This is a genomic window from Bacteroides sp. AM23-12 (genome assembly GCF_003434395.1).
GTDB lineage: Bacteria > Bacteroidota > Bacteroidia > Bacteroidales > Bacteroidaceae > Bacteroides > Bacteroides thetaiotaomicron.
This window is the reverse complement of sequence record NZ_QTLF01000006.1, coordinates 95972-117293: the sequence shown is the minus strand read 5'-3', so window position 1 is coordinate 117293 and position 21322 is coordinate 95972. Positions and strand designations below refer to the sequence as shown.

The 21322-nt window shown below is 45.3% G+C and carries 11 protein-coding genes; 2 read left to right on the top strand and 9 right to left on the bottom strand.

The window, feature by feature from the left end; translation table 11 throughout:
• Positions 1 to 54: 54 nt before the first annotated feature.
• The 4 genes from DW640_RS08265 to DW640_RS08250 all read right to left on the bottom strand — a co-directional run bounded on the left by DW640_RS08265 (position 55) and on the right by DW640_RS08250 (position 7322).
• Complete coding sequence (locus tag DW640_RS08265) at positions 55 to 846, bottom strand: LytTR family DNA-binding domain-containing protein (protein WP_054960201.1); 792 nt, start codon at positions 844 to 846, stop codon at positions 55 to 57.
• A 17-nt stretch (positions 847 to 863) separates the two neighbouring features.
• Entirely contained in the window at positions 864 to 1922 is a 1059-nt protein-coding gene (locus tag DW640_RS08260) for a sensor histidine kinase (RefSeq protein ID WP_008760884.1), read from the bottom strand.
• Between the two features lie 62 nt (positions 1923 to 1984).
• Positions 1985 to 2914: an efflux RND transporter periplasmic adaptor subunit gene (locus DW640_RS08255; protein ID WP_055229269.1), complete on the bottom strand. Its 930-nt coding sequence runs from the start codon at positions 2912 to 2914 to the stop codon at positions 1985 to 1987.
• Positions 2915 to 2996: 82 nt separating this feature from the next.
• Positions 2997 to 7322: a CusA/CzcA family heavy metal efflux RND transporter gene (locus DW640_RS08250; RefSeq protein ID WP_117577820.1), complete on the bottom strand. Its 4326-nt coding sequence runs from the start codon at positions 7320 to 7322 to the stop codon at positions 2997 to 2999.
• Between the two features lie 608 nt (positions 7323 to 7930).
• On the opposite strand from DW640_RS08250, the gene DW640_RS08245 reads away from it, so the two are divergent.
• Both DW640_RS08245 and DW640_RS08240 read left to right on the top strand, forming a co-directional pair.
• Positions 7931 to 8314 (top strand): transposase, encoded by a 384-nt coding sequence (locus DW640_RS08245; RefSeq protein WP_016268251.1) that lies wholly within the window; start codon positions 7931 to 7933, stop codon positions 8312 to 8314.
• 8 nt (positions 8315 to 8322) lie between these two features.
• A complete protein-coding gene (locus DW640_RS08240) occupies positions 8323 to 9207 on the top strand; it encodes an IS3 family transposase (protein ID WP_230475076.1) in 885 nt (294 codons plus the stop codon).
• A 999-nt stretch (positions 9208 to 10206) separates the two neighbouring features.
• Here DW640_RS08240 and DW640_RS08235 read toward each other — a convergent pair.
• The 5 genes from DW640_RS08235 to DW640_RS08215 all read right to left on the bottom strand — a co-directional run bounded on the left by DW640_RS08235 (position 10207) and on the right by DW640_RS08215 (position 21075).
• Positions 10207 to 12195 (bottom strand): glycoside hydrolase family 97 protein, encoded by a 1989-nt coding sequence (locus tag DW640_RS08235; protein WP_011108029.1) that lies wholly within the window; start codon positions 12193 to 12195, stop codon positions 10207 to 10209.
• Positions 12196 to 12227: 32 nt separating this feature from the next.
• A complete protein-coding gene (gene bglX / locus DW640_RS08230; protein ID WP_117577817.1) occupies positions 12228 to 14507 on the bottom strand; it encodes a beta-glucosidase BglX in 2280 nt (759 codons plus the stop codon).
• Between the two features lie 193 nt (positions 14508 to 14700).
• Entirely contained in the window at positions 14701 to 15684 is a 984-nt protein-coding gene (locus DW640_RS08225) for a glycoside hydrolase family 43 protein (protein WP_008765460.1), read from the bottom strand.
• Between the two features lie 58 nt (positions 15685 to 15742).
• A complete protein-coding gene (locus DW640_RS08220) occupies positions 15743 to 17701 on the bottom strand; it encodes a RagB/SusD family nutrient uptake outer membrane protein (RefSeq protein ID WP_008765461.1) in 1959 nt (652 codons plus the stop codon).
• An 11-nt stretch (positions 17702 to 17712) separates the two neighbouring features.
• Positions 17713 to 21075, bottom strand: a complete 3363-nt coding sequence (locus DW640_RS08215) for a TonB-dependent receptor (RefSeq protein WP_117577815.1) — start codon at positions 21073 to 21075, stop codon at positions 17713 to 17715.
• Positions 21076 to 21322 lie beyond the last annotated feature (247 nt).

Below are 21322 nucleotides of genomic sequence, written 5' to 3'. Positions count from 1 at the left end.
ATACTTATAAAGAACGAATGCATATAGTGGGATTTCAATATAGTCCCGCTTGTTTTACTTTTTGCTCGAAAACCATTCCTTAAATTCCGCTACCCGTGCTTTGCTTACCAATATCTTCTCTGTCATTCTGGAGTGGTGCAGATTAATGGACAACCGGCTGTTGAACCATAAATCAAGATCCTTTATCGCCTCCCTTGAAATCAGAAACTGCCGGTTGACTCTGAAGAAGAGACTAGGATTCAAACAATCGACCAACTCATCCAGCGTAAGAGAAAAGTTGTATTCCACCCCGTCCGTTAAGACAGCTTTTACCTGACAATCTTTGATATAGAACAGTTGAATCATGTCGATCGAGACAGGAAGTAGCTTATCGCCTTTTATCGGTATGAGGAAATGCGTCTTATAATTCTCCTGTTTTTTCAGCGAGTGAATGAGGTGAAGTAGTTCCTCTTCCTTATTTTCCCGTCTGCTTCCGTTTTCGGGGATGGTATCCTGCAAGTTGTCCAATTTTTCAAACGCATGTTCGATGTCCTCTTTGCCGATAGGTTTCAGCAGGTAGTCGATACTGTTCACTTTGAAGGCACGCAGGGCATATTCGTCGTAAGCCGTGGTGAAGATAATGGGGCAGGTGATGCTGATATGATCGAATATTTCGAAAGCAGAACCATCCGCCAGGTGAATATCCATAAAAACGAGTTCCGGCATCGGGTGGATGTCGAACCATTCGATGGTGGAATTGATGCTGTCCAGTATGGCAATAATTTCAGCTTCCGGTTTCACTTCGTTGAGCAGGGAAGTCAGATTGCGTACAGCAGCTTTTTCATCTTCAATAATAACTGTTTTCATAACACTTGGCTTGTCGTTCATTGTACTTCATCAATAAGAGGAATGCAAACGGAAAACTCTTTGTCCTCTGTGATTTGTATGTCCTGTTTGAATAATAGCCGGTAGCGTTTGGCGAGATTGACAAGGCCGATGCCGGTGCCGGAGGCAGCGGTCCGTTTGGGCTGAATGTCGTTGCTTACGGACAGATATCCCTCGTTGTTGGTGACGATATGGATAGTCAGTGGTTTGCGGTCGCTGATTTCATTGTGCTTCACGGCATTCTCTATCAACACTTGTACCGCCATCGGAGGGAGGCGGTAGTCTTCGAAAGACTTGGCTATCTGTATATCAAACTGCAAGTTGTTCTCAAAACGCATCTTCAGCAGGAAGATGTAAGCAGAAGCGAACTCCATCTCTTCCCGGAGGCTGACGCTTTGCGATTCGTTGCTTTGTAGCGTATACCTCAGTACCCGCGAGAGTTCCTGAATATAATCCTGTGCCTTATCCTGATTCTCCCGTACCAGTGAACGCAGCGTATTCAGTGAGTTGAACAACATGTGCGGATTGAGCTGATTCTTCAATACTTCATACTGGTTGCGGATGTTTTCCGCCTGTAACTGTTCGTTCTCAATCAATACCAGTTGCTGGCGGCGGACAAGGTAGATGATGCAGCAACTGCTGGTGACGAGGCAAGCCATGATGAAGTCCCGCAACGGATGGAGGTAATGGTGTACCATCGCATCGATGGCGGGAATGTCGAATGTCCGGTGCAGGAAGACAAACACTTGTCCCAGCAGATTGCTGAGTATCCATGTCAGGATGAAGGAAAGCAGAATCTTTGCAGCCGTTATTTTAATGGACGCCTGGTTGAAATGGAACAAGCGCGTATTGATGGCAAAAAGTATGAGTAACGAAACGAAGGTAAACAGAATTTCATTTGCCACATCCATAAACTTCATTCCCGGGAAAAGCGAATGGCTTTCGAAACGGTCGAAGAGAGAGACCGATTCCGGAAAATGAATGAGCACAGCCACCATCAGCGAGATGATGACCGTGGACAGGAAATACTTATCTTTATTGATAGCTTTCAATACCATGTTGCAAAGATAATGGTTAATTACGAATTATGCATGATGAATGGCTGTCGCTGCACGGCAGATTATTGTTTTTGGATATGTGCCGTGACGTACATCCCCGGTCGGAACTGCGGATTCGTCTCCTTGATGGAAGCGTATACTTCGAGTGAGCGGTTCACTTCGTCCACTTTTTGTCCGATGGAGATGACCGTGCCGTTGAACGTTTGTGTACCCATGCCGTTGACACGGAATTGTACGGGACTGCCTGTTTGCATATCTGCAAGGTCTTTTTCGTAGGTAGTCAGGCAGAGCATCGGTGCGCTTTTATCAATCACTTCGCAGAGAGCTTCTCCCGGATTGATGTACTTTCCCATGTTCATAGCTACATTGACCACATATCCGCTGATAGGAGCTTTTACTTCCAGAAGCGGCTGGATGCCATCCCGAAGCAGTGTTTCCGGATTCACGCCCAAAAGCGAAAGTTGTGCGGCGGCAGCATCCTGACGGCTTTTCATCGAAAGATAATCCGCTTTGCTTTGCTGGAACTTCTTCTGCGAAGCCGCTTGTTCGGCAGAGAGATTCTTTTGCCGTTCGTATTCCATACGCAGATATTCTGTTTGTGCGTGGCTGTCCAGATAAGTCTGTTGGAGGGTGATAAACTCCGGATTCTCCAAAGTGGCGATTACAGAGTTCTTGGTAACGTGTTGTCCGGGGAGTAAGGAAGTGTTTTTGATCACTCCGCCGATAGTCAGTGCGACGGTTGCCTGCCGTTGGGGCGGAAGGACGATCCGGCCGTTGAACGAAACCTGATTGGGGCGGGAAGTAGCGGAAGTGATTGCATCCACTTCGGGCTGTGCAGTGGCATCGGCGTCGCTTTGACTATTGTTTTTTCCCATTTCCGGATTCACGCTTTCTGTTGCAGGGTCCGCCACAGACTCTGATTCCGCCGTTTGTTGTTGTCCCTTGCAAGCTACTAAGGCGAGCAGAAGGATGAGGTAAAATATCTTTCTCATAACTTTTTTATATTAAGTACTCTTGCAAAATAATCTTCTATATTAACAGGAAAACTGTTCATTAAAACTCTCCACTCTCCACTTATTCAAACAATTCATGTTCCAGAGCGGCAATGTTATACTGATAAACGGTTTCGATATACCCTCGCCGGATGTCCCGTGCCGTCGTCACGGACTGTATGTATTCGGCAATGCCCGTTTCGCTCTGTTGCAGTTGCAGGTTGGCGGCTTTGGTCAGTTCTTCCGCTTCTTTGAGAGCTGAAGTAGTATAATAGCGCAGGCTCTCGTTGTATCTCCGGAGAGAGGCTTCCAGCTCCATCACCTTATTGCGAAGTTCGCGGATGTTGGCATCCGCCTGAATCTGTGCCGAAGCGGCAGCCAGTCTGGCTTGCTTCACCTTGCTTTTCTGGGGCAGGAAGTAAACGGGGAAGGAGACTCCCACCATCCATGCATTCAGATTCTTCAAGGGAAGAATGTCCTGACGGGTATATCCTATGCTGATCTCCGGAAAGAAGTGGCTGCGTTCTACATGAAGCATTGCTTTCGCTTCTTCCGCCTGACTCCGGAAGTATCCGGTATGCGCTTCGGACAGATTACCGTCCGAAAGGGTGGTATAAAAGAGAGATAAGGTCGAATCTGCCGGCACAATCGGGCTGTCGGCATAACAGCACCACTGGAAACGTGCCAGTGCCGTCTTTTCCTCTTCTTGTGCCTGATACCAGCGGTTGTGCAGGTCGGCGGCGGTAGTCGTCATCATGTTCTTTTCGAGCAGGGTGATTTCTCCTTGTTGATAACGTATTTCGCCGATACGTTTCAACTCTTCCGCCATCTTGTCCTGATCACGGTACATGGAGCAGAGGTTGGCGGCATATTGATAGTAAGCCCATGCCCGTTTTACTTCCGCTATCACTTCTTTTTCCACCATCCGGCGATAATAAGTACTTGTCTTTACCTGTCGGCTGACCAGTGCATTCTTGTAAAACGGAGTCAGCAGCGAACCGAGGCTCTGTTCGAAGGCAAGTTCCTTGTCTTGCTTGTTTTCTCCGTTGAGTTGTCCCCATGAGTAACTGAATGAGGTGGGAGCTGCCTCGACAATCTCTCCGCGAGTGGCTTTTGCCTGACGGATGGCGTTGGCGGCTATTTTCAGTCTCGGATGATTTTGTTTGGCTATCTCGATGGCCTGTTCCAGACTGACCGCTTCCGGTTGCTGCGCTGAGGCGAAAGAAGGAATCAGCAGTAACAACGGCAGGATGACGAAGAACGGCAGATGAAACTTGCTTCCGGGACGTCTCCATACAGCGAATGAGTTGACAATCTTGTAGAATACCGGAATGATAAGCAAAGTCAGCACGGTAGAGATAATCAGTCCGCCGATGACGACCGTAGCCAGCGGGCGTTGTACTTCGGAACCGGCGGAAGTGGCGATTGCCATCGGGACAAATCCCAGCGAGGCGACCAGTCCGGTGAGGAATACGGGACGCAGCAGATGCGGGGTGCCCAGAGTGAGGATTCGGTTGGTAGTCATAGCATATTTATTTCGTTTACGAAGTTCGTTGAAATGGTTCACCATCAGGATACCGTTCAGTACAGCCACACCGAACAAGGCGATGAAACCGACTCCTGCCGAGATGCTGAACGGGAGTCCGCGAAGCCAGAGGGCTACGATACCTCCGATAAGTGACAGCGGGACGGTGGAGAATACCATCAATGTATAAGTAATGTTCTTGAAAGCGAAAAACAAGATCAGCAGAATCAGCATTAGTGCTACCGGAATGACGATCATCAGCGTATTGATGGCGTTTTGCAGGTTCTCAAACTGACCGCCGTATTCGAAGTAGTATCCCGGTTGCAGTTTGATGTTCTTGTCCAGTGTCTTCTGGATGTTGGCCACTACTTGCTGAATGTCCGCGTCGCGTACGTTCACACCAATCACGATGCGGCGTTTGGTAGCGTCGCGGTTGATCTGCAACGGACCGCTGACAAGTTCGATGCTTGCCACCTCGCCGACCGGAATCTGAATGCCTTCGGAAGTACGCACAAAGAGCTTGTCCAGATTTAAGTCTGCCACTTTCTCCTGATCCAGACGTACGACAAGGTCGAACTTCCGTTCGTTTTCGAAAACCACACCGCTGGCTTCCCCGGCATAGGCTGTCCGGATAATCGTGTTGAGTTCTTCGATATTGATGCCGTAACGGGCTATCTTGCCGCGGTTGTATTTGACAACCAGCTGAGGCAATCCCATCGTCTGCTCTACGATGACGTCTGCTGCCCCCGGCACTTTCTCTACATATGTGGCGGCTTCCTTTGCCCTCTGATAAAGTTCGTGCGTGTCTTCGCCGTATAACTTGACTGCAATATCGGCTTTCGCACCTGTCATCAGTTCGTTGAACCGGAGCTGTATCGGCTGCGAGAAGTTAAACTCGGCACGTTCCGAGAGGGGTTCGAGCGCTTCTTTCATCTTCTCTACCATTTCCGCACGGCTTGTTGCGCTGGTCCATTCCTTGAAAGGTTTCATGATGATCATCACGTCGGCGTCTTCCACTGCCATCGGGTCGGTGGGGACTTCTGCCGTACCGATCTTCGCCACTACGTGCTTGATTTCGGGAAACTGATCCATCAATGTCTTTTCCGCTTCTTCGGAGAGTTTGATACTTTCCGAAAGCGAACTGCCGGCGGGTAAGGTCATCTGCATGGCGAAGTCGCCTTCGTCCAGTGTCGGGATGAACTCGGCACCCAGGCGGGTGAAGAGGAAGAGGGAGCCGATCAGTGCGGCAAAAGCAATGACTACGGTGCGTGCTTTGTGATGCAGGCAGGCATGCAGGCAACGCTGGTAGAGTTTGTTCAGCTGCTCGAAGAATCGGTCGGCAAGTGTCGGCTTCACTACGATGGCATGTTTCAGGAAGAGCGACGCCATCATAGGGACGTATGTCAGCGACAGGATCAAGGCGCCGATGATGCAGAACACCAGGGTTTTGGCCATTGGAGTGAAGTATTTTCCTTCGATTCCGTTCAGAGTCAGTATCGGGAAGAACACGATGAGAATAATCAGTACGGCGAATGTAGCCGAGCGGACTACACCGGAAGCGCCTTTTTCCACCTCTTCGTCCATCTCTTTGCGGGTCAGTGTCCGTCCGCGGAACTGCTTGCTGTAGATGTGTGCCAGGATACCTTCCAGTATGACGATGGAACCATCTACCACAATACCGAAGTCGATGGCGCCGAGGCTCATCAGATTGGCGGTCACGTTGAAAAGACGCATCATGATGAATGCGAAAAGCATAGCCAGCGGGATGACCGAAGCTACAATCAGTCCGGCACGGACGTTGCCCAGGAAGATAATAAGTACGAGGAAGACGATGATGGCTCCTTCAATAAGGTTGTTGACAACGGTGGAGATGTTCCGGTTGACCAGTTCCGAACGGTTCAGATATGGTTCGATGCTGATGCCTTCGGGCAATAAGTGCTGTATCTTTTCCACCCGTTTTTCCAGTTCCTGCGTTACTACATTGGCGTTGGCGCCTTTCAGCATCATGGCAATTCCGCCTACGCATTCGCCCTTTCCGTCCATCGTCATCGCACCGAAACGTTTAGGTGCGCCGAAGCGGACAGTGCCTACGTCACTGATGTGTACGGGAATCCCGTTCCGGTTGGCTACCACGATCTGTTCGATGTCTTTGATGCGGGTGATCATCCCTTCCGAACGGATGTAATAAGCACTCCTTGCTTTCTCGATGTAGCTTCCGCCCGTATTCTGGTTGTTGCTGCTCAGTGCTTCGAACACTTCGCCGATGGTGATGTTCAGCGAAAACAGGGCGTCGGGGTCTACCGCCACTTCGTATTGTTTCAGATAACCTCCGAAACTGTTTATTTCCACGATGCCCGGTATGCCCGATAACTGGCGTTTCACCATCCAGTCCTGAATGGTACGGAGTTCCATAGCGTCATATTTCTCTTCGTATCCCGGAGCTACTTTCAATATGTATTGGTAGATTTCGCCCAGTCCGGTGGTGATCGGCATCATTTCCGGTGTTCCCAGTTCGGGGGAGATTTCGCCGGATACGGTCTGTATCTGTTCGTTGATCAGCTGGCGGGCATCGAGTGTGGGCACGTCTTCCTTGAAGACGACCGTTACCACTGATAGCCCGAAGCGACTGACGGAACGGATATCTTCTACATTCATGATGTTGCTCATTGCTATTTCGATGGGCATGGTGATGAGCTGCTCCACTTCCTGCGGCGCAAGCGTAGGAGATACGGTTACAATCTGCACCTGATTGTTGGTTATGTCCGGCACGGCGTCAATGGGGAGCGTCAGCATGGCATAGATTCCCCCGATAAACAGGAAGAGGGTGGTTAACCCTACGAATAGTTTTTTCCTGATCGAAAAACGTACGATAGCTTTAAACATGATTTTACAGTGTTATTGTTTCATGTTACAAAGTTACGGACTATCCTTATCCGTGATTATCGGGAAAGGATGAAGCGGAAAGATTGACAGGTGAAATGACGAAATCAAGGTCTGAACGTGAAGGGCTGTTGTCTGTCGAATCAAGGAGTTTGAACCTCCTTTGGTTATTCGCCACAACGTTTTATGCAGCGTTTTTATTGTCACTTGTCACTTTTGCGACTTAATACGTTGCAAATTAGAATGGTAAGGGTGATAATAAGAGGTGACAATAGGGTGATAATAGGCGGAACTTAGTTTTTTATTGTCACCGCAAAGAGTTGAAGCCGGGCGCTACGTCAGGTGAGACGAAACATTGAGCATTACTAAATCGAATGAAAAATGAATCAAACAGCAGTATCTCCATTGGGGGGGAGACTAAAAAGTCGATTCTATCTCTATTCTCCTCCTTCCCGAAGGAGGAGATTTAAGATACTATTGACTATCATTTGACTCAAAACATGTTTGGACATGAACATAAACTCTATAACATTATCGATAGAACTCTATGTGGTTAGATCTCAATGTGTAGTGTACTGAATAAGTTGACACTTCAAAAATCGAAAATAAAGATGAAATATTCGAAAAAGCAGTACAACTATTACAGTGATGATGAACGAATGTCTTATATTCGTGAGTATTTATCAAGTCCCGAGAGCAAATCTGAGTTTTGTAAGCGTCACGGCTTTTGTGCCAAGCTTCTTACTTATTGGCTTAACAAGTATCAAATAGAAGACAAAGATATGGGTAGATCCTCTAAACCAGTAAATAGCGATGCTATTGATTCTAGTATTTCTGAGCTCCAGAAAGAACTATCGCTATTGCGTGCTGAGAACCGTAAACTTCATCGGGCTCTTGCTGATGAGAGTTTACGTCACGAGGCGTGCGAAGAACTCATCAATCTTGCTGAATCCACGTATCATATCAAGGTACGAAAAAACTCCGATGCCAAGTAATCGACACCTTGTCACAGAGGCACTCACCCCGACGCAAACGTGGTTGTATAAAGTTCCTCTGTGATTACTTCGGCATAACCCGACAAGGTTATTACAAGCATGTGAACCGACATTTGGAAGTTGATATCCTTACCACAAGCATCGTGTTGTACTGCAAAGAACTGTTGGAACTCATGCCCAAAGCTGGTATGCGCGAGTTATACGCCTGCTGCGTGAGTAAGTTTGGACCAAAGATGGTTATCGGTCGTGATCGTTGTTATGACATTTTTCGCTCCAATGGTTTGTGTCAACGTACAAGTCGCAAGCGTCCTAGAACAACGAATTCGAACCATAATTACTATATCTACCCCGATCTGTTGAATGTTGCACCCAAATTTGTCGCTACGAGATTGGGCGCTATGGTAGTGGCGGATATAACCTACGTAAACACCGGTCAGGGCTGGGCTTACCTCTCGTTGCTTACCGATGCGTCAAGTCGTGCCATCGTGGGATATGCGCTTTACAAAACTCTTGAGACGGAGGGGCCCTTGAAAGCTTTGGAGATGGCAATATCATTCTATGAGAAGTATCACATAGACATGAGCACTCTTATTCATCATTCCGACCGGGGTGTCCAATATTGTTCAAATAAATATGTAGAGAGGCTTAAAGAGCATCAAATCAACATCAGTATGACGCAGTGTGGTGATCCTTTACATAATGCATTGGCTGAAAGAATGAACAACACCATTAAAAACGGTTGGCTATTCGACTGTGATGATGAGAGCTTCGAGCAAGTAAGCAAGCGCATTGAAGATGCTGTATATGTATATAATCATGTGCGGCCTCATCAAGGGATAAACATGAGGACACCTATGGAAGTGGTCAGCGAAACGGGAGGATTAACAGCATAATACCCGCTCGTCGGGACGGGTGGTCCCGCCCCTTGCCGCTAGGGCGATCCCCGACCGAAGAGTTTTTGGTTGTTGGCAACATTACATTTTCCTGAAGAAGGCTTGCGTAAATAAAGGAAGATGCATAAATTTGCAAGCACCAACAAAAGACAACTAACATAGGAATAAGAATAACAAAAGTAAACCTATTTAGATATTAAAGTATATTGAGTAAACTAATTCAGTTATAACAAACGAAGTTGTCAACTAAAACCAGTACACATCATTCTATATAGAGCTTTTTAGTTTCTCCCGTTTGAAACTTTTGTTTCTCCTGCTTGGAACTAAAGTTTCATCGGCTTGAAACTTTAGTTCCAAAGCCGTGAAAACAAAGTTTCGGACGCTTGAAAACAGTGGTTCCAGCCGATGGAATGAATGAAACAAGGCAGGAAACTGATCCCTTACTTATATGATTCAATTAACATGACCGCACCAACTGTTCGATTAACCTGCTCTTCCAAGAAACAATAAAACATTTATCACTCAAAAACAGCGGAGTTATCAACTATTAAAGGATGATTTATCAATTATTAATGTCTGAAATATCAATCGTTAATAATTGACACCTCAGACATTAATACACTGTAAATCAAATGACAACATCAAACAAATGACAGATAATGATACATGGAAGAGTGAGAGCAAACACTTGCTCTCATAACTGCTACCACAGTTGCTGCCATACCTGAAACTAAGATGAATAAAGGGATGCAGACAAATTGTTAGAGCATGAGAGCAAAAACGCATTCAAATTACGTGGGGAGCCTGATTATCTCTAGGAGAATAATATGCTAGACCAAGAATCAGTTTACAACACAAAAAGTGACGGCAAAAAGCGTAAAACTCTTGCCGTCACTTAGCCATCAGCATTTGCCGTCACCGCTATTGGTCTATATATTAATACTTTATTCTAAAAAGTGACGGGTGACGATAAAAAACATAGTTTCAACTCTAAAATAATTATTTTATCTTAAGGGCAAAACCTCCTCCCGGTGCCAGATGAACTTTCAGTTTACCGTCTTTCTTTATCGGGAAGGACTCACACTTATAATCACGACCTGCCCGATGAGCATTCACACCATCTTTAAACAAAGTAGCATGATAAGATTTATCACCCAGGAAAGAACAATCGACTTCAATATCACGTGCACTCCAATCTGTAATTCCACCTACATACCAGACATCCCCTTTCCGGCGTGCTGTCACAATATACTCTCCCATTTTACCGTCAAGAACGATACTTTCATCCCATACAGTTGGTATTTCTGCGATAAATGCCGTTGATTCCGGTTCGCGCATATAGTTGCTCGGAGTATCGCACAACATATTAAAAGGAGATTCAAACACCACGTACAAGGCTAGTTGGCGGCAACGGGTTCCCTGACTCATCGGTTCTGAATAACAAGGATAATAGTTACCCTTGGAAGCATTCCTCATCGCCCCCTGCGTATAATCCATCGGACCGGAAACCTGACGGATGAAAGGAATCATCACATCATACTTCACCTGATCTACTGACGGTGAACTCCATTTCATCTGCTCCAACCCATTGACTCCTTCGAAATTCAACACATTCGGATAAGTACGGTTCAATCCGGCAGGCTTATGAGTGCCATGCAGGTCAAGAATCAGCTTGTATTTAGCACACATTTCAGCGGCACGATAGTTGAATGCAGTCATTTCCTGATCGTCACGGTCCATAAAGTCCACTTTGAAACCCTTTACTCCCATTTCGGCATAATGACGGCACACATTTTCCATATCACGCTCGAATGCATGATAACCGGCCCAAAGGATGATACCTACATTTTTGGAAGCTGCGTAATCTACCAGTTCTTTCAGGTCAATCTCCTTGACAACCTGCATCAAATCCGCCTGTAAGTTCACTGCCCATCCCTCGTCAAGTATCACATACTCGATACCGTTTGCAGAAGCAAAGTCTATATATGCCTTATAAGTCGGATTATTTACTCCGGTCACAAAATCAACGCCATCCAGATTCCAGTCATTCCACCAGTCCCAAGCAACCTTTCCCGGTTTAATCCATGAAAGATCGGACATACGTGAAGGCGCACCTAACAGGTAGCTGAGATTGGTAGCGGCAAGGTCCTTATCGGTGGTAGTAACCACGGCTATACGCCAGGGGAAGTTTCTCGGCTTATCCACTTTGGCAATGTAGTCTTCATGCTCCTTCACCAACATCTGAAGCTGGTTGTGACCACCCTGTACCGTACGCTTCGGATAAGGAGCATGCATACTGCTCAGACGATTCGCGCCTTCCGAAGCAGAAAGATAAAGTCCCGGATAATTTTCCAGATCGGACTCTGTGATACAGACTTTCACTCCATCGCCCGCATCTACTACCAACGGCAAGAACATCAAGCGCTGTTTATTCAGCTTCGACAGTTTGTCCGTTGTATACGTATTCTCGAAAGAATTAAAAAACTGGGAGTTATAATCACCGTCTTTACCGCTTTTTACATAAGGCACGGAGGCAGTCATATCCGATGGAAAACAATAATCAGATACTTCCGTCACCACACGAAAAGGCTTCTTCCCCTGATTCACAAAACGGTAGGCGATACCGTCATTGTATGCACGAAACTCTACATTCCAGTCTTTTTTGAAACGCAAGGTCAGTCCATTATAATGATTTCTCAATTCGCTGGCACGGTAGAAAGGAGATGGTATCATCTCGTCCACACTCTTCCTGGAAGTTCCGGATAATTTCGCATTTTCTCCCCAGACAGTCCCGTTATCCAACGTCATTGATATGGGAGAAGGAGTCAGAATCTGCCTGCCGTTGCATGTAATGTCATAAGTCAGCCGGTCGCCAATGGTTATTGTCGTTTTCAGATTTCCATCAGGTGAGGCTAGTGTAAATTGCTTCTGAGCTTGCAACGAAAGCGTACACAAGACACATAATAATAAAAATGTAAGTTTTTTCATGGTTGTAACTAATATATTAGATTTCAAAATAATTATTCCGCAATAAAGCGCTTTGTCTGTACATCACGACTGTTCGTACCTATCATCACGTCAAACTCTCCCGGTTCGTAGATATATTGCAGCCCGGAATTATAAAATTTCAGGTCATCTTCCGTAAGTACAAACTTCACTTCACGGCTTTCTCCTTTTTTCAGGAAGATACGATCGAAGCCTTTCAGCTCTTTCACCGGACGCGCTACTTCCGCATAGATATCACGCAAATAGATTTGTACCGTTTCATAGCCGTCATGGTTCCCTTTGTTGGTGACAGTAACGGAAGCTGTCAGGTTTCCATTTTTCGGCAAGGTTTCCGAACTGAGCTGCAGGTCGCCATATACAAAGTCGGTATAACTCAAACCGTATCCGAAAGGATAAAGAGGTTCGTTACTCTCATCCAGATAGTTGCTGGCATACCGGTTGAAAACACGGTTGTCCGGGTCCGGACGTCCGGTGTTCAAATGATTGTAGAACAAAGGAAGTTGCCCTACCGAACGAGGGAAGGTAGTAGTCAGCTTACCGCACGGGACGGCTTTGCCAAACAGAACATCGGCAACGGCATCCCCTGTCTCACTACCTCCGAACCATACATTCAGAATAGAAGGAATGTGTTCGCTTTCCCAGTTCAAGATCAAAGGACGACCGGTGAACAGGAGCAGTACCACAGGCTTACCTGTTTTCACCAATGCTTTCAATAAGTCCTGCTGAGCGTCAGGGATTTCCAGATTAGTACGGGAAGGAGATTCACCACTCATTTCCGCACATTCACCCACAGCAGCCACAATCACATCGGCACGGGCAGCCGTACGCAATGCCTCGGCCAGCAGTTGCTGATCATTACCACGTTCCAACGGACGGATGCCGACAGCTCCTTTTTCCATTTCCGCATCATAATATACATTGCTGCCTTTGGCATAAAGTATTTCAGCCTTGTCTCCTACTGCCGACCGGATTCCTTCGAGTAATGTACCATGTCTGGACGGAGTACAGGTCATGCTCCACATTCCGCACATATTATTGCGTGCATCTGCCATCGGACCTATTAATGCAATTTTCCCTTTTTCCTCCAACGGAAGCAGGTGATTCTCATTTTTCAGTAGAACAAACGTCTCTGCCGCAACCTCGCGTGCAACTGCACGATGCTCAGGCGTATAAAGTTCTTTTTCCGCACGTAACGTATCGCAATATTTATATGGATCGGCAAACAAGCCCAGTTTATACTTAGCCTCCAGCACACGACGGCAAGCTGCATCAATCTGTGCTTCGGTGACTTTCCCCTCTTTCAGCGATTCTTCCAGCGTATTGAGAAAGCCGCAGGAAACCATGTCCATATCCGTCCCAGCCTGCAAAGCACGGACAGAGGCTTCCTTCAAAGGAGCCACACCATGAATGGACATTTCAGCAATGGAATTGTAGTCTGTGACCAAAAGTCCCTGAAATCCCCATTCGTCACGAAGCACGTCTGTCAACAGCCATTTATTTGCCGTAGCCGGTATGCCGTCTACTATATTAAAAGAACTCATCACACTACCGACATCAGCCTCAACCGCCGCCCGATAAGGAGCAAAATATTCGTTATACATACGCAGATGGCTCATGTCGACTGTATTATAATCCTTACCGGCTTCTGATGCTCCATAGAGGGCGAAATGTTTTACACAAGAAAGGATTTCATCTTTTCCCTGCATACTGTCACCTTGATAACCGTGCACATAGGCCTTTGCCAACAGTGAACCCAGATAAGGGTCCTCACCGCTTCCTTCGGCAATACGTCCCCAACGGGCATCCCGGCAGATATCTACCATCGGGCTGAATGTCCAGCAAATGCCATCCGCACTGGCTTCAATGGCAGAAATCCGCGCCATCCGCTGAATAGCCAACGTATCCCAACTGCATGAGAGGGCCAACGGTATCGGGAAAATCGTTTCATAACCATGTATGACGTCCGCCCCGACTATCAAGGGAATTTTCAATCGGTTTTCTTCCACTGCCAGCCGTTGCAGATCATAGATTTTTTTGATTCCTTTTACATTGAAAAAGCCACCGATCTCTTCTTTGCGAATCATATCACTAAGCTCACTATTCATCACCGAGCCTGTCACCAAGTCGCCACCGGAAGGAAGGTTCAACTGTCCCAGCTTCTCACGGATCGTCATTTTACCCATCAGGTCTGTGACAAAGCGATCCATCTCTACCTCTTTTCCCCCACCAGACTCCGAACAGGAAAAGAATATAATGCCACAAATGGCACCAAACACCAGATTTCTTATTTTCATAAGCTCTTCAAATTATTTATTTACTTTTCTGACTTTACCTTCTATACAATAACGGCAACATCGGTCAACAGAATCTATTTCGCCAAAGTTAACACTTCCTTCTAAATAATGAGACATATACCCGCAAAATAGATTATTTATTTCTGTCAACTGAATCTATATACAATAGACGGTTCAGAAAGAAAAAGCCACATTAATTCAGAGCTACAAATTTTCCATCCTTAATATAAATAGGTGTTATCACCGGATGTTCCGTCTGCGAATTCGGTGCATGATAAGAAATCATCAGCCTGCCTTTAAGATCCTTGAATACCATCGCGTGTCCGCCATCGTCACTATTTAACGTTTCGGGCTCCTGCACCCAAGGACCAAGAACATTACCCGATGCCGAGACAGCCTGCCCGATGGCATATTTTCCATCTGTCTTTCGGAAACTGGACCATAGCATAATCAGTTTTCCATCATCCAGACGATAGATAAAAGGAGCATCCGTAACATTGCCCGTCACCCCGGAACTTGTAATAGAGCCTACCCAGGGAGCTTCCGAAGCCTTGAACAACAGATACGGATCACCTTCTGTCGTTTTCAGATCTTTCGCCAGCCGTTGGGCATAAATTTCACCGTCGATGGTCTCCAGCCACTCACGACAGAACAACAGCCAGGGATTTCCTTCTTTGTCAATATACAAAGATCCATCCAGACACATCCAGCCGGAAGGAGTAATCGCCTTGTTTACAAGTGGAGTGAAAGGGCCTTTCGGACTATCGGAAACTAGAATAGAAGTTCCCCGCTTCACTCCCGCATTACTGAAAGTAGCAAATAAATAATAACGTCCTTCATATTCATACACATCCGGTGCCCAAAAATCCTGTTGCCCCCAGAAATCAGTTTTAGCTATAAAAGAATATCCTTCGTCTTTCCACGTGGACAGGTCTTTACTTTTATAAACTCTGATTTTCAAGTTATTATTGAAATGAAGATAATACATCGAAGTTTTCTTGTCGACCAGAATAAACGGGTCCCGCAAACGCAAACTCGATACAGGAATCGTGAAACTTTCTCCCCCTACTTCATCCGGATCGGTGGAGGAAGTCTGTCCATCATCATTACTACAACTGACAATACACGCTCCCATCAATAACAAGAGCGAAAGAATAGAATGCTTTAACTTTTTCATATATCAATGATTATTTAATAAAATACCTATTGAAAACTGATAAATAAATTGTTCAAGATCAATAATGAGGATTCTGCTCGATATGAGAATTTTCAATAATAACCGATGTAGGAATCGGGAACAAAAGATTCTTCTCTGAGAAATTAGTACTATACTTCTTACCGGTTTCTACATATTTCCCCATCCGGATCAAATCTTCCCTGCGCTTTCCTTCATACCAGAACTCCCAGCCTCTTTCTTTCAGAATCCAGTCTCTCAACGACTCCTTATCCGGGAAATCGGATAATTGCTTTATGATAGCGTCTCCACCATCAGCAGCCTGTTCCATTGCTGTAAACTCGATTTCATCAATCCAAAGTTCATATCCGCTTCCGGAATTTCCCAAAGCAAGGAACAGAGCACAATTTTGATCTTCCGTAGCTTTACCTGTCTGTGTGGAGAATTCCTTTACTTCGCCTGCTTTCAAAGAGATGGATTCCATGTGGCTCAATGGTCCTTCAACGCGTATTTCAAACTGAATGTCTTTCGAGGCTTTCAGCTTCATCTTTATTGAATACTTACGCCCTTTTGCAACCAAAGGTTCTGTTCGCATCTGCAAAGTCCAGAATTCTGTACCCGAAGATTCAACTTCCACATGTAAGCTGTTTCCGTTATTCAACGTGTTGTTTTTATCCACATCATACTTCCAGGCAGATCCACCGGCCTGATCGTAGTTATTCATCGAGAATATCCCTATAACATTGTCAACAAACTCTCCGTCAAAGCTCTCTTTAAAAACGGGTATTGCAGGCAGCGAGGTGCCAAAGCCAAAAGCACGTTTCCGGATATCATTAATCAGATCGACACTCCCTTGATTAGGACCATTCAGTTCATTCAATGCTTCCGCCTTAAATAACAACACTTCTGCATATCGGTCGAGTACCTTGTCATTGCCTGCCCATGTGCCTGTAGCTTCAGGATCAATCCCATATTTCAAAGGCAAAGCACCTACATCACCACTGGCTCTCAAATCAACTGTAGCACCGGACTTTGATGTATATTCGGCCTGTGCCAAAGCTCTTCGCCGGTCATTTTCATCAAACGTATCATAGAATTCCCACGGCATCCGGTGTCCGGACCATCCTTCTACGATGTTTCCATAAGGTGAAGCGTAGTCACCCGGCAAAATATTTGCATATGTATGATTACCATAATCTGCCAGTGGTTCAGCTCTCACAACAAACATCAGTTCTTTATTACCTTCGTTCTGAGCTGAAAATATACTTGCATAATCCTTCTCCAGTTCATAGTAATTCAGACCGATAATCTCATTTGCCGTTTCGAGAGCATTCTGCCACTGCTTTTCATGCATATAATATTTCAGTAAATAATGCAGGGCAGCTCCCTTTGTGATACGTCCGTATTCAGCTTGTTCTACCGGAAGTGCGTCGGCAGCAGCACGTAGTTCTGTCGTCAGGAAAGTTCCGACTTCTTCAGACGTAGGTCTGTAAGGTTTATAATCCGGGTCCGGATTGATTGCCTGGTCGGCTTCCAGAATCATTGGCATAGGACCATAAAGCCGATATAAATCGAACATGAAAAAGGCTCTGAGCGCCCGGACCTCCGCAATATACAAGTCTTTCACCGACTGAGCTACCGGAGACTCTTCCATCTTCGCTATCGTATAAGTGCAACGGGTGATATTAGGGGCAGTCCAGTTATAGAATCCTTTCACCATCTGGTCAGCATCCGTCCACGAACCATTCAGAAAAGCAACCCATGACCACTTGGTAGTCCATTCTTCGGTTGAAACTTCATCCATTACAAAAGAACTTCCATCACAAAACAAATAAGGTCCCCAGCCTTTTTGGCGTAATTCATAATAAAGGGCAACCGTTGCAGCCGAAAGGTCTGCAGGAGTATTAAACGCATTCCCAGTATCTACAACTCCATACAAGTGAGGTTCCAAGCTCCCCTCACAGGCTACAAACTGAATGCTTATAAATAGTAATAATAGTTTTTTAGCTAATTTCTTCATGACATTCCAGTTTAAAATTTCACATCAAGTCCAAATGAAAAAGTCTTCTGTTGAGGATATGACGCCCGGTCGTTTTCAACTTCCGGATCGAGTCCTTTATATCCGGTAAACGTCAGCAGATTCTGACCGGAAAAGTAAAATCTTACTTTCAACTTATCAGCTTTAAACAGTCTGCTCAAATCATATCCCAACGTTACGTTCTTCAGACGTAAATATGTATTCTTCTCCCAGTTCGGAGCACCGTAGCTATCATAGCTGTTCACTTCGCCACTAGGCATAGCAGAACTCATGTTGTCGGAAGTCCAACGATTTTTTATATCCGCCAAAAAGTTATTATTGTCTTTCAGCCTCTGGATGCCGTTTCCACCATACACCCCGTGTTCTACCTGAGTGTAAGGATAGGAGTATCCGCCAACCGAAGCATAAAGATAGATATTCAGATCAAATCCTTTGTACCGGAAATCATTCGAAAATCCCATAGTAAACTTCGGTGCACGTGTCCCCAGATATACGACATCTGCCTGATCTATTTTCCCATCAGGCTTTCCTGTCAGATTCCCTTCCTCGTCGAGTCCGTTCACATCTTTATATTTGCGCTGTCCCGGTAACAAGTCCGGCATAGCCGGCGTATCTTCACCCGCCTGCTTTATACCGTCCGGAATCAGCGTATAGATAGCACTTACCGGATCGTTTTCTTTGACATAAGGAGCCAGAATTACTTTCGGATCACGTTCTTTCCATCTGTCACGATAGGAAGTATACGTCAATGTCGATTCCCAATGTAACGGTCCTTCCAGGTTCACTGTATTCAGCGTCAGTTCAAAACCGGTACTTTTTGTTTTTCCAATGTTGGACCATATACCGGTAGTGACAGCTGTATGCGGCAGCGAACGCCAGCTCAGCAGGTCTTTTACCTCTTTAAAGAAAACATCTACACTACCATTGATACGATTCCGGAAGAAACCGAAATCCAGTCCGAAGTTAACTTCTGTAGTCGTTTCCCACTTTAAATCAGGATTACCGAACTTTCCCAGATTTACTCCTCTCTTTTCTGTATCTCCCAGATAATAATTTCTGCCGTCAAAGGCAAAGTACTCGGAAGCAGCATCGTTAGGCAGATTTTCATTACCCACCTGTCCCATGCTGACACGCAACTTGGCATCGGAGAGCCAGTTGACATCTTTCAGAAAATCTTCCTGATTCATTCTCCACGCAAATGCTCCCGAAGGAAAGAAAGCATAACGGTTGTTCTTTCCAAAACGGTCGCTACCATCGATACGGGCAGTAAAAGTAAACAGATACTTGTCTTTGAAAGAGTATTGGGCACGACCAAAATAAGAAGCCAACACGTGTTTATTTTTATAAGAACTGACCACCGGACGCGTTTCACCTGCCTGTAGTTTATAATACATCAACGCATCAGACATAAATCCCATAGCACGTGCATACGCTCCGTCATCATTCTGCACCTGATACGAATATCCCAGTAATGCAAGAAGTTTATGTCTCTCCTTGAAAGTCTTCTGAAAATTGAAAACCATATCTGCCACATAGTCTTCACGGTTGGCGGAATTGATATTCGCATCTCCATTCACACTACTTCCATATTTCGTAGTCATCGGATAGTAGCTATGGCGGGACCCGTCGCGGATATCCGCACCGGCAGACAGTTTCAACCAGAACACATCTTTTATAAAATAGAAATTAGTGAATGCTGTTGCCAGAAAACGCTTGGTCTTTGTCTCATCCTCAATGTCGAGATAAGACAAAGGATGATTGAGCAATGCCTGCTTAGGATCTTCCATCCATTTGCCGGTCGTCGGGTCTCGTTCCGCCTTCACTGTCGGACTATAACTTAACGCCGATTCAATAATACCTGCCGTACTGTCATATCCTCCCCCCAGTGTCGCATTCTGATCGACTACATAAGAGGCTGTGGCAGAAATACCATAATCCCACCATTTCGTTATTTTATGGTCCAGATTATAACGGAAGCTATAGCGTTTATAACCGGATGTTTTCACCACTCCTTTCTGATCGAAGTAGTTCAGCGAAATCAATGATCTCATCTTTTTTTCATTACCATAAGTCACTGTGAGGTTATGTTGCTGGATAAGACCTGTACGGGTAATCATATCATACCAGTTGGTCCCTTTTCCGGCTTTTGCTATTTCTTCATCCGTGTACATAGGCACATAAGGGCTGACAGCACCCGGATCTGTATTCCCATAAGGATATACCAGATTCTGCATTAAATACTGTTCTTTATAGTAACTGTTCTGAGTAGTCATTAACTCTCCGGCCGTCAATAATTCCGGTCGTTTATTTATAGTCTGAAACGACATATTCATGTTATACTCTACTTTCGTATCCTGAGTACCTCTTTTTGTCGTAATCAGAACAACTCCATTAGCACCCCGCGCACCATAAATGGCAGTTGCCGAAGCGTCCTTCAAAATCTCTATGGATTCGATATCGTTAGGGTTAATACTGCTCAAAGGGCTGTTGCTTCCTGCCGTCCACTGATTACCGCTTCCCGGATTGACACCGGCATTCACTATGGGGAAACCATCGACCACATACAGCGGATCATTCCCCGCACCGGTAGAAGCCGCACCCCGAATCAGAACTTCAATACCACCACCGGGCTGTGCACTCCCCTGTTTTACAGTAAGTCCTGCCGCACGTCCCATCAACATTTCAGAGAAGTTCGGTGAAGCTGCTTTATTGAGTTTCTCAGACTTTACAGAAACAATCGAAGCATTCAAGTCACTTTTCTTCATTGTACCGTATCCCACTACCACAACTTCATCCAGCAATTCTTGCTTTTCATACAAAACGATGGATAAATCTGTCTGATTTCCAACTTTCACTTCCAGAGGCTGATAACCGATGTAAGATAGTTCCAATACCGCTCCCGGCGATACTTCCAACGTAAACTTCGCATTTATATCCGATACCGTTCCGTTAGTTGTCCCTTTCTCCTTGATGGTAACACCGATAATAGGCTCGCCGTTAACATCGTTCACCACACCTGTGATCTTACGTTTTTTACCATCCTTTGAGGTTTTCTGCCTGGCTTGTCCTTTCTGAACAATTACATTCTTCCCTTTCACTTCATAGACAACGTCTTGTCCGTACAATATCTGATCGATAGCCTCATTCAGCTCTTTCGCCTTTACAGTTATAATCTTCTTTGTATCCAGATCTCCGACTTTATAAACGAAAGAATATCCGCTTTTATTCTTCAACTGGGTCATTGCTTCTTTCACTGAAACGTTATCCATTTTCAATGAAACAGCCTGGGCTAGTATTGCTATGTTAAGGCAAAACAGAGCCATGACCATTAATATGGCCTTCTTCCTGTAATTCATAAAATAAACAAATTATTAATTAAAACTTGAATAACTCGTTTTAAAAGAGATGTATTTTGCTAACTTTGCACATTCTCTTTTGAAAACATATTCACACTAGATGATTGTTGAAAGAAGAGATTCAAGGAGCCGGGAGATGTCCGAAATCTTCCGGTTTTTTATTTGTCTCTCCTTATTTGTCAGCTAAAGATTATTCTGTATTTTTCTCTTTATTCATACTTTTCAATTTTTAAGGTTAAACAATCAT

Excerpts from the sequence above, each read along its gene's own strand:
- DW640_RS08245 (WP_016268251.1), top strand. The coding sequence starts at position 7,931 with ATGAAATATTCGAAAAAGCAGTACAACTATTACAGTGATGATGAACGA.
- DW640_RS08255 (WP_055229269.1), bottom strand. The coding sequence starts at position 2,914 with ATGAGAAAGATATTTTACCTCATCCTTCTGCTCGCCTTAGTAGCTTGC.
- DW640_RS08260 (WP_008760884.1), bottom strand. The coding sequence starts at position 1,922 with ATGGTATTGAAAGCTATCAATAAAGATAAGTATTTCCTGTCCACGGTC.
- bglX (WP_117577817.1), bottom strand. The coding sequence starts at position 14,507 with ATGAAAATAAGAAATCTGGTGTTTGGTGCCATTTGTGGCATTATATTC.
- DW640_RS08225 (WP_008765460.1), bottom strand. The coding sequence starts at position 15,684 with ATGAAAAAGTTAAAGCATTCTATTCTTTCGCTCTTGTTATTGATGGGA.
- DW640_RS08215 (WP_117577815.1), bottom strand. The coding sequence starts at position 21,075 with ATGAATTACAGGAAGAAGGCCATATTAATGGTCATGGCTCTGTTTTGC.
- DW640_RS08220 (WP_008765461.1), bottom strand. The coding sequence starts at position 17,701 with ATGAAGAAATTAGCTAAAAAACTATTATTACTATTTATAAGCATTCAG.
- DW640_RS08265 (WP_054960201.1), bottom strand. The coding sequence starts at position 846 with ATGAAAACAGTTATTATTGAAGATGAAAAAGCTGCTGTACGCAATCTG.
- DW640_RS08250 (WP_117577820.1), bottom strand. The coding sequence starts at position 7,322 with ATGTTTAAAGCTATCGTACGTTTTTCGATCAGGAAAAAACTATTCGTA.
- DW640_RS08235 (WP_011108029.1), bottom strand. The coding sequence starts at position 12,195 with ATGAAAAAACTTACATTTTTATTATTATGTGTCTTGTGTACGCTTTCG.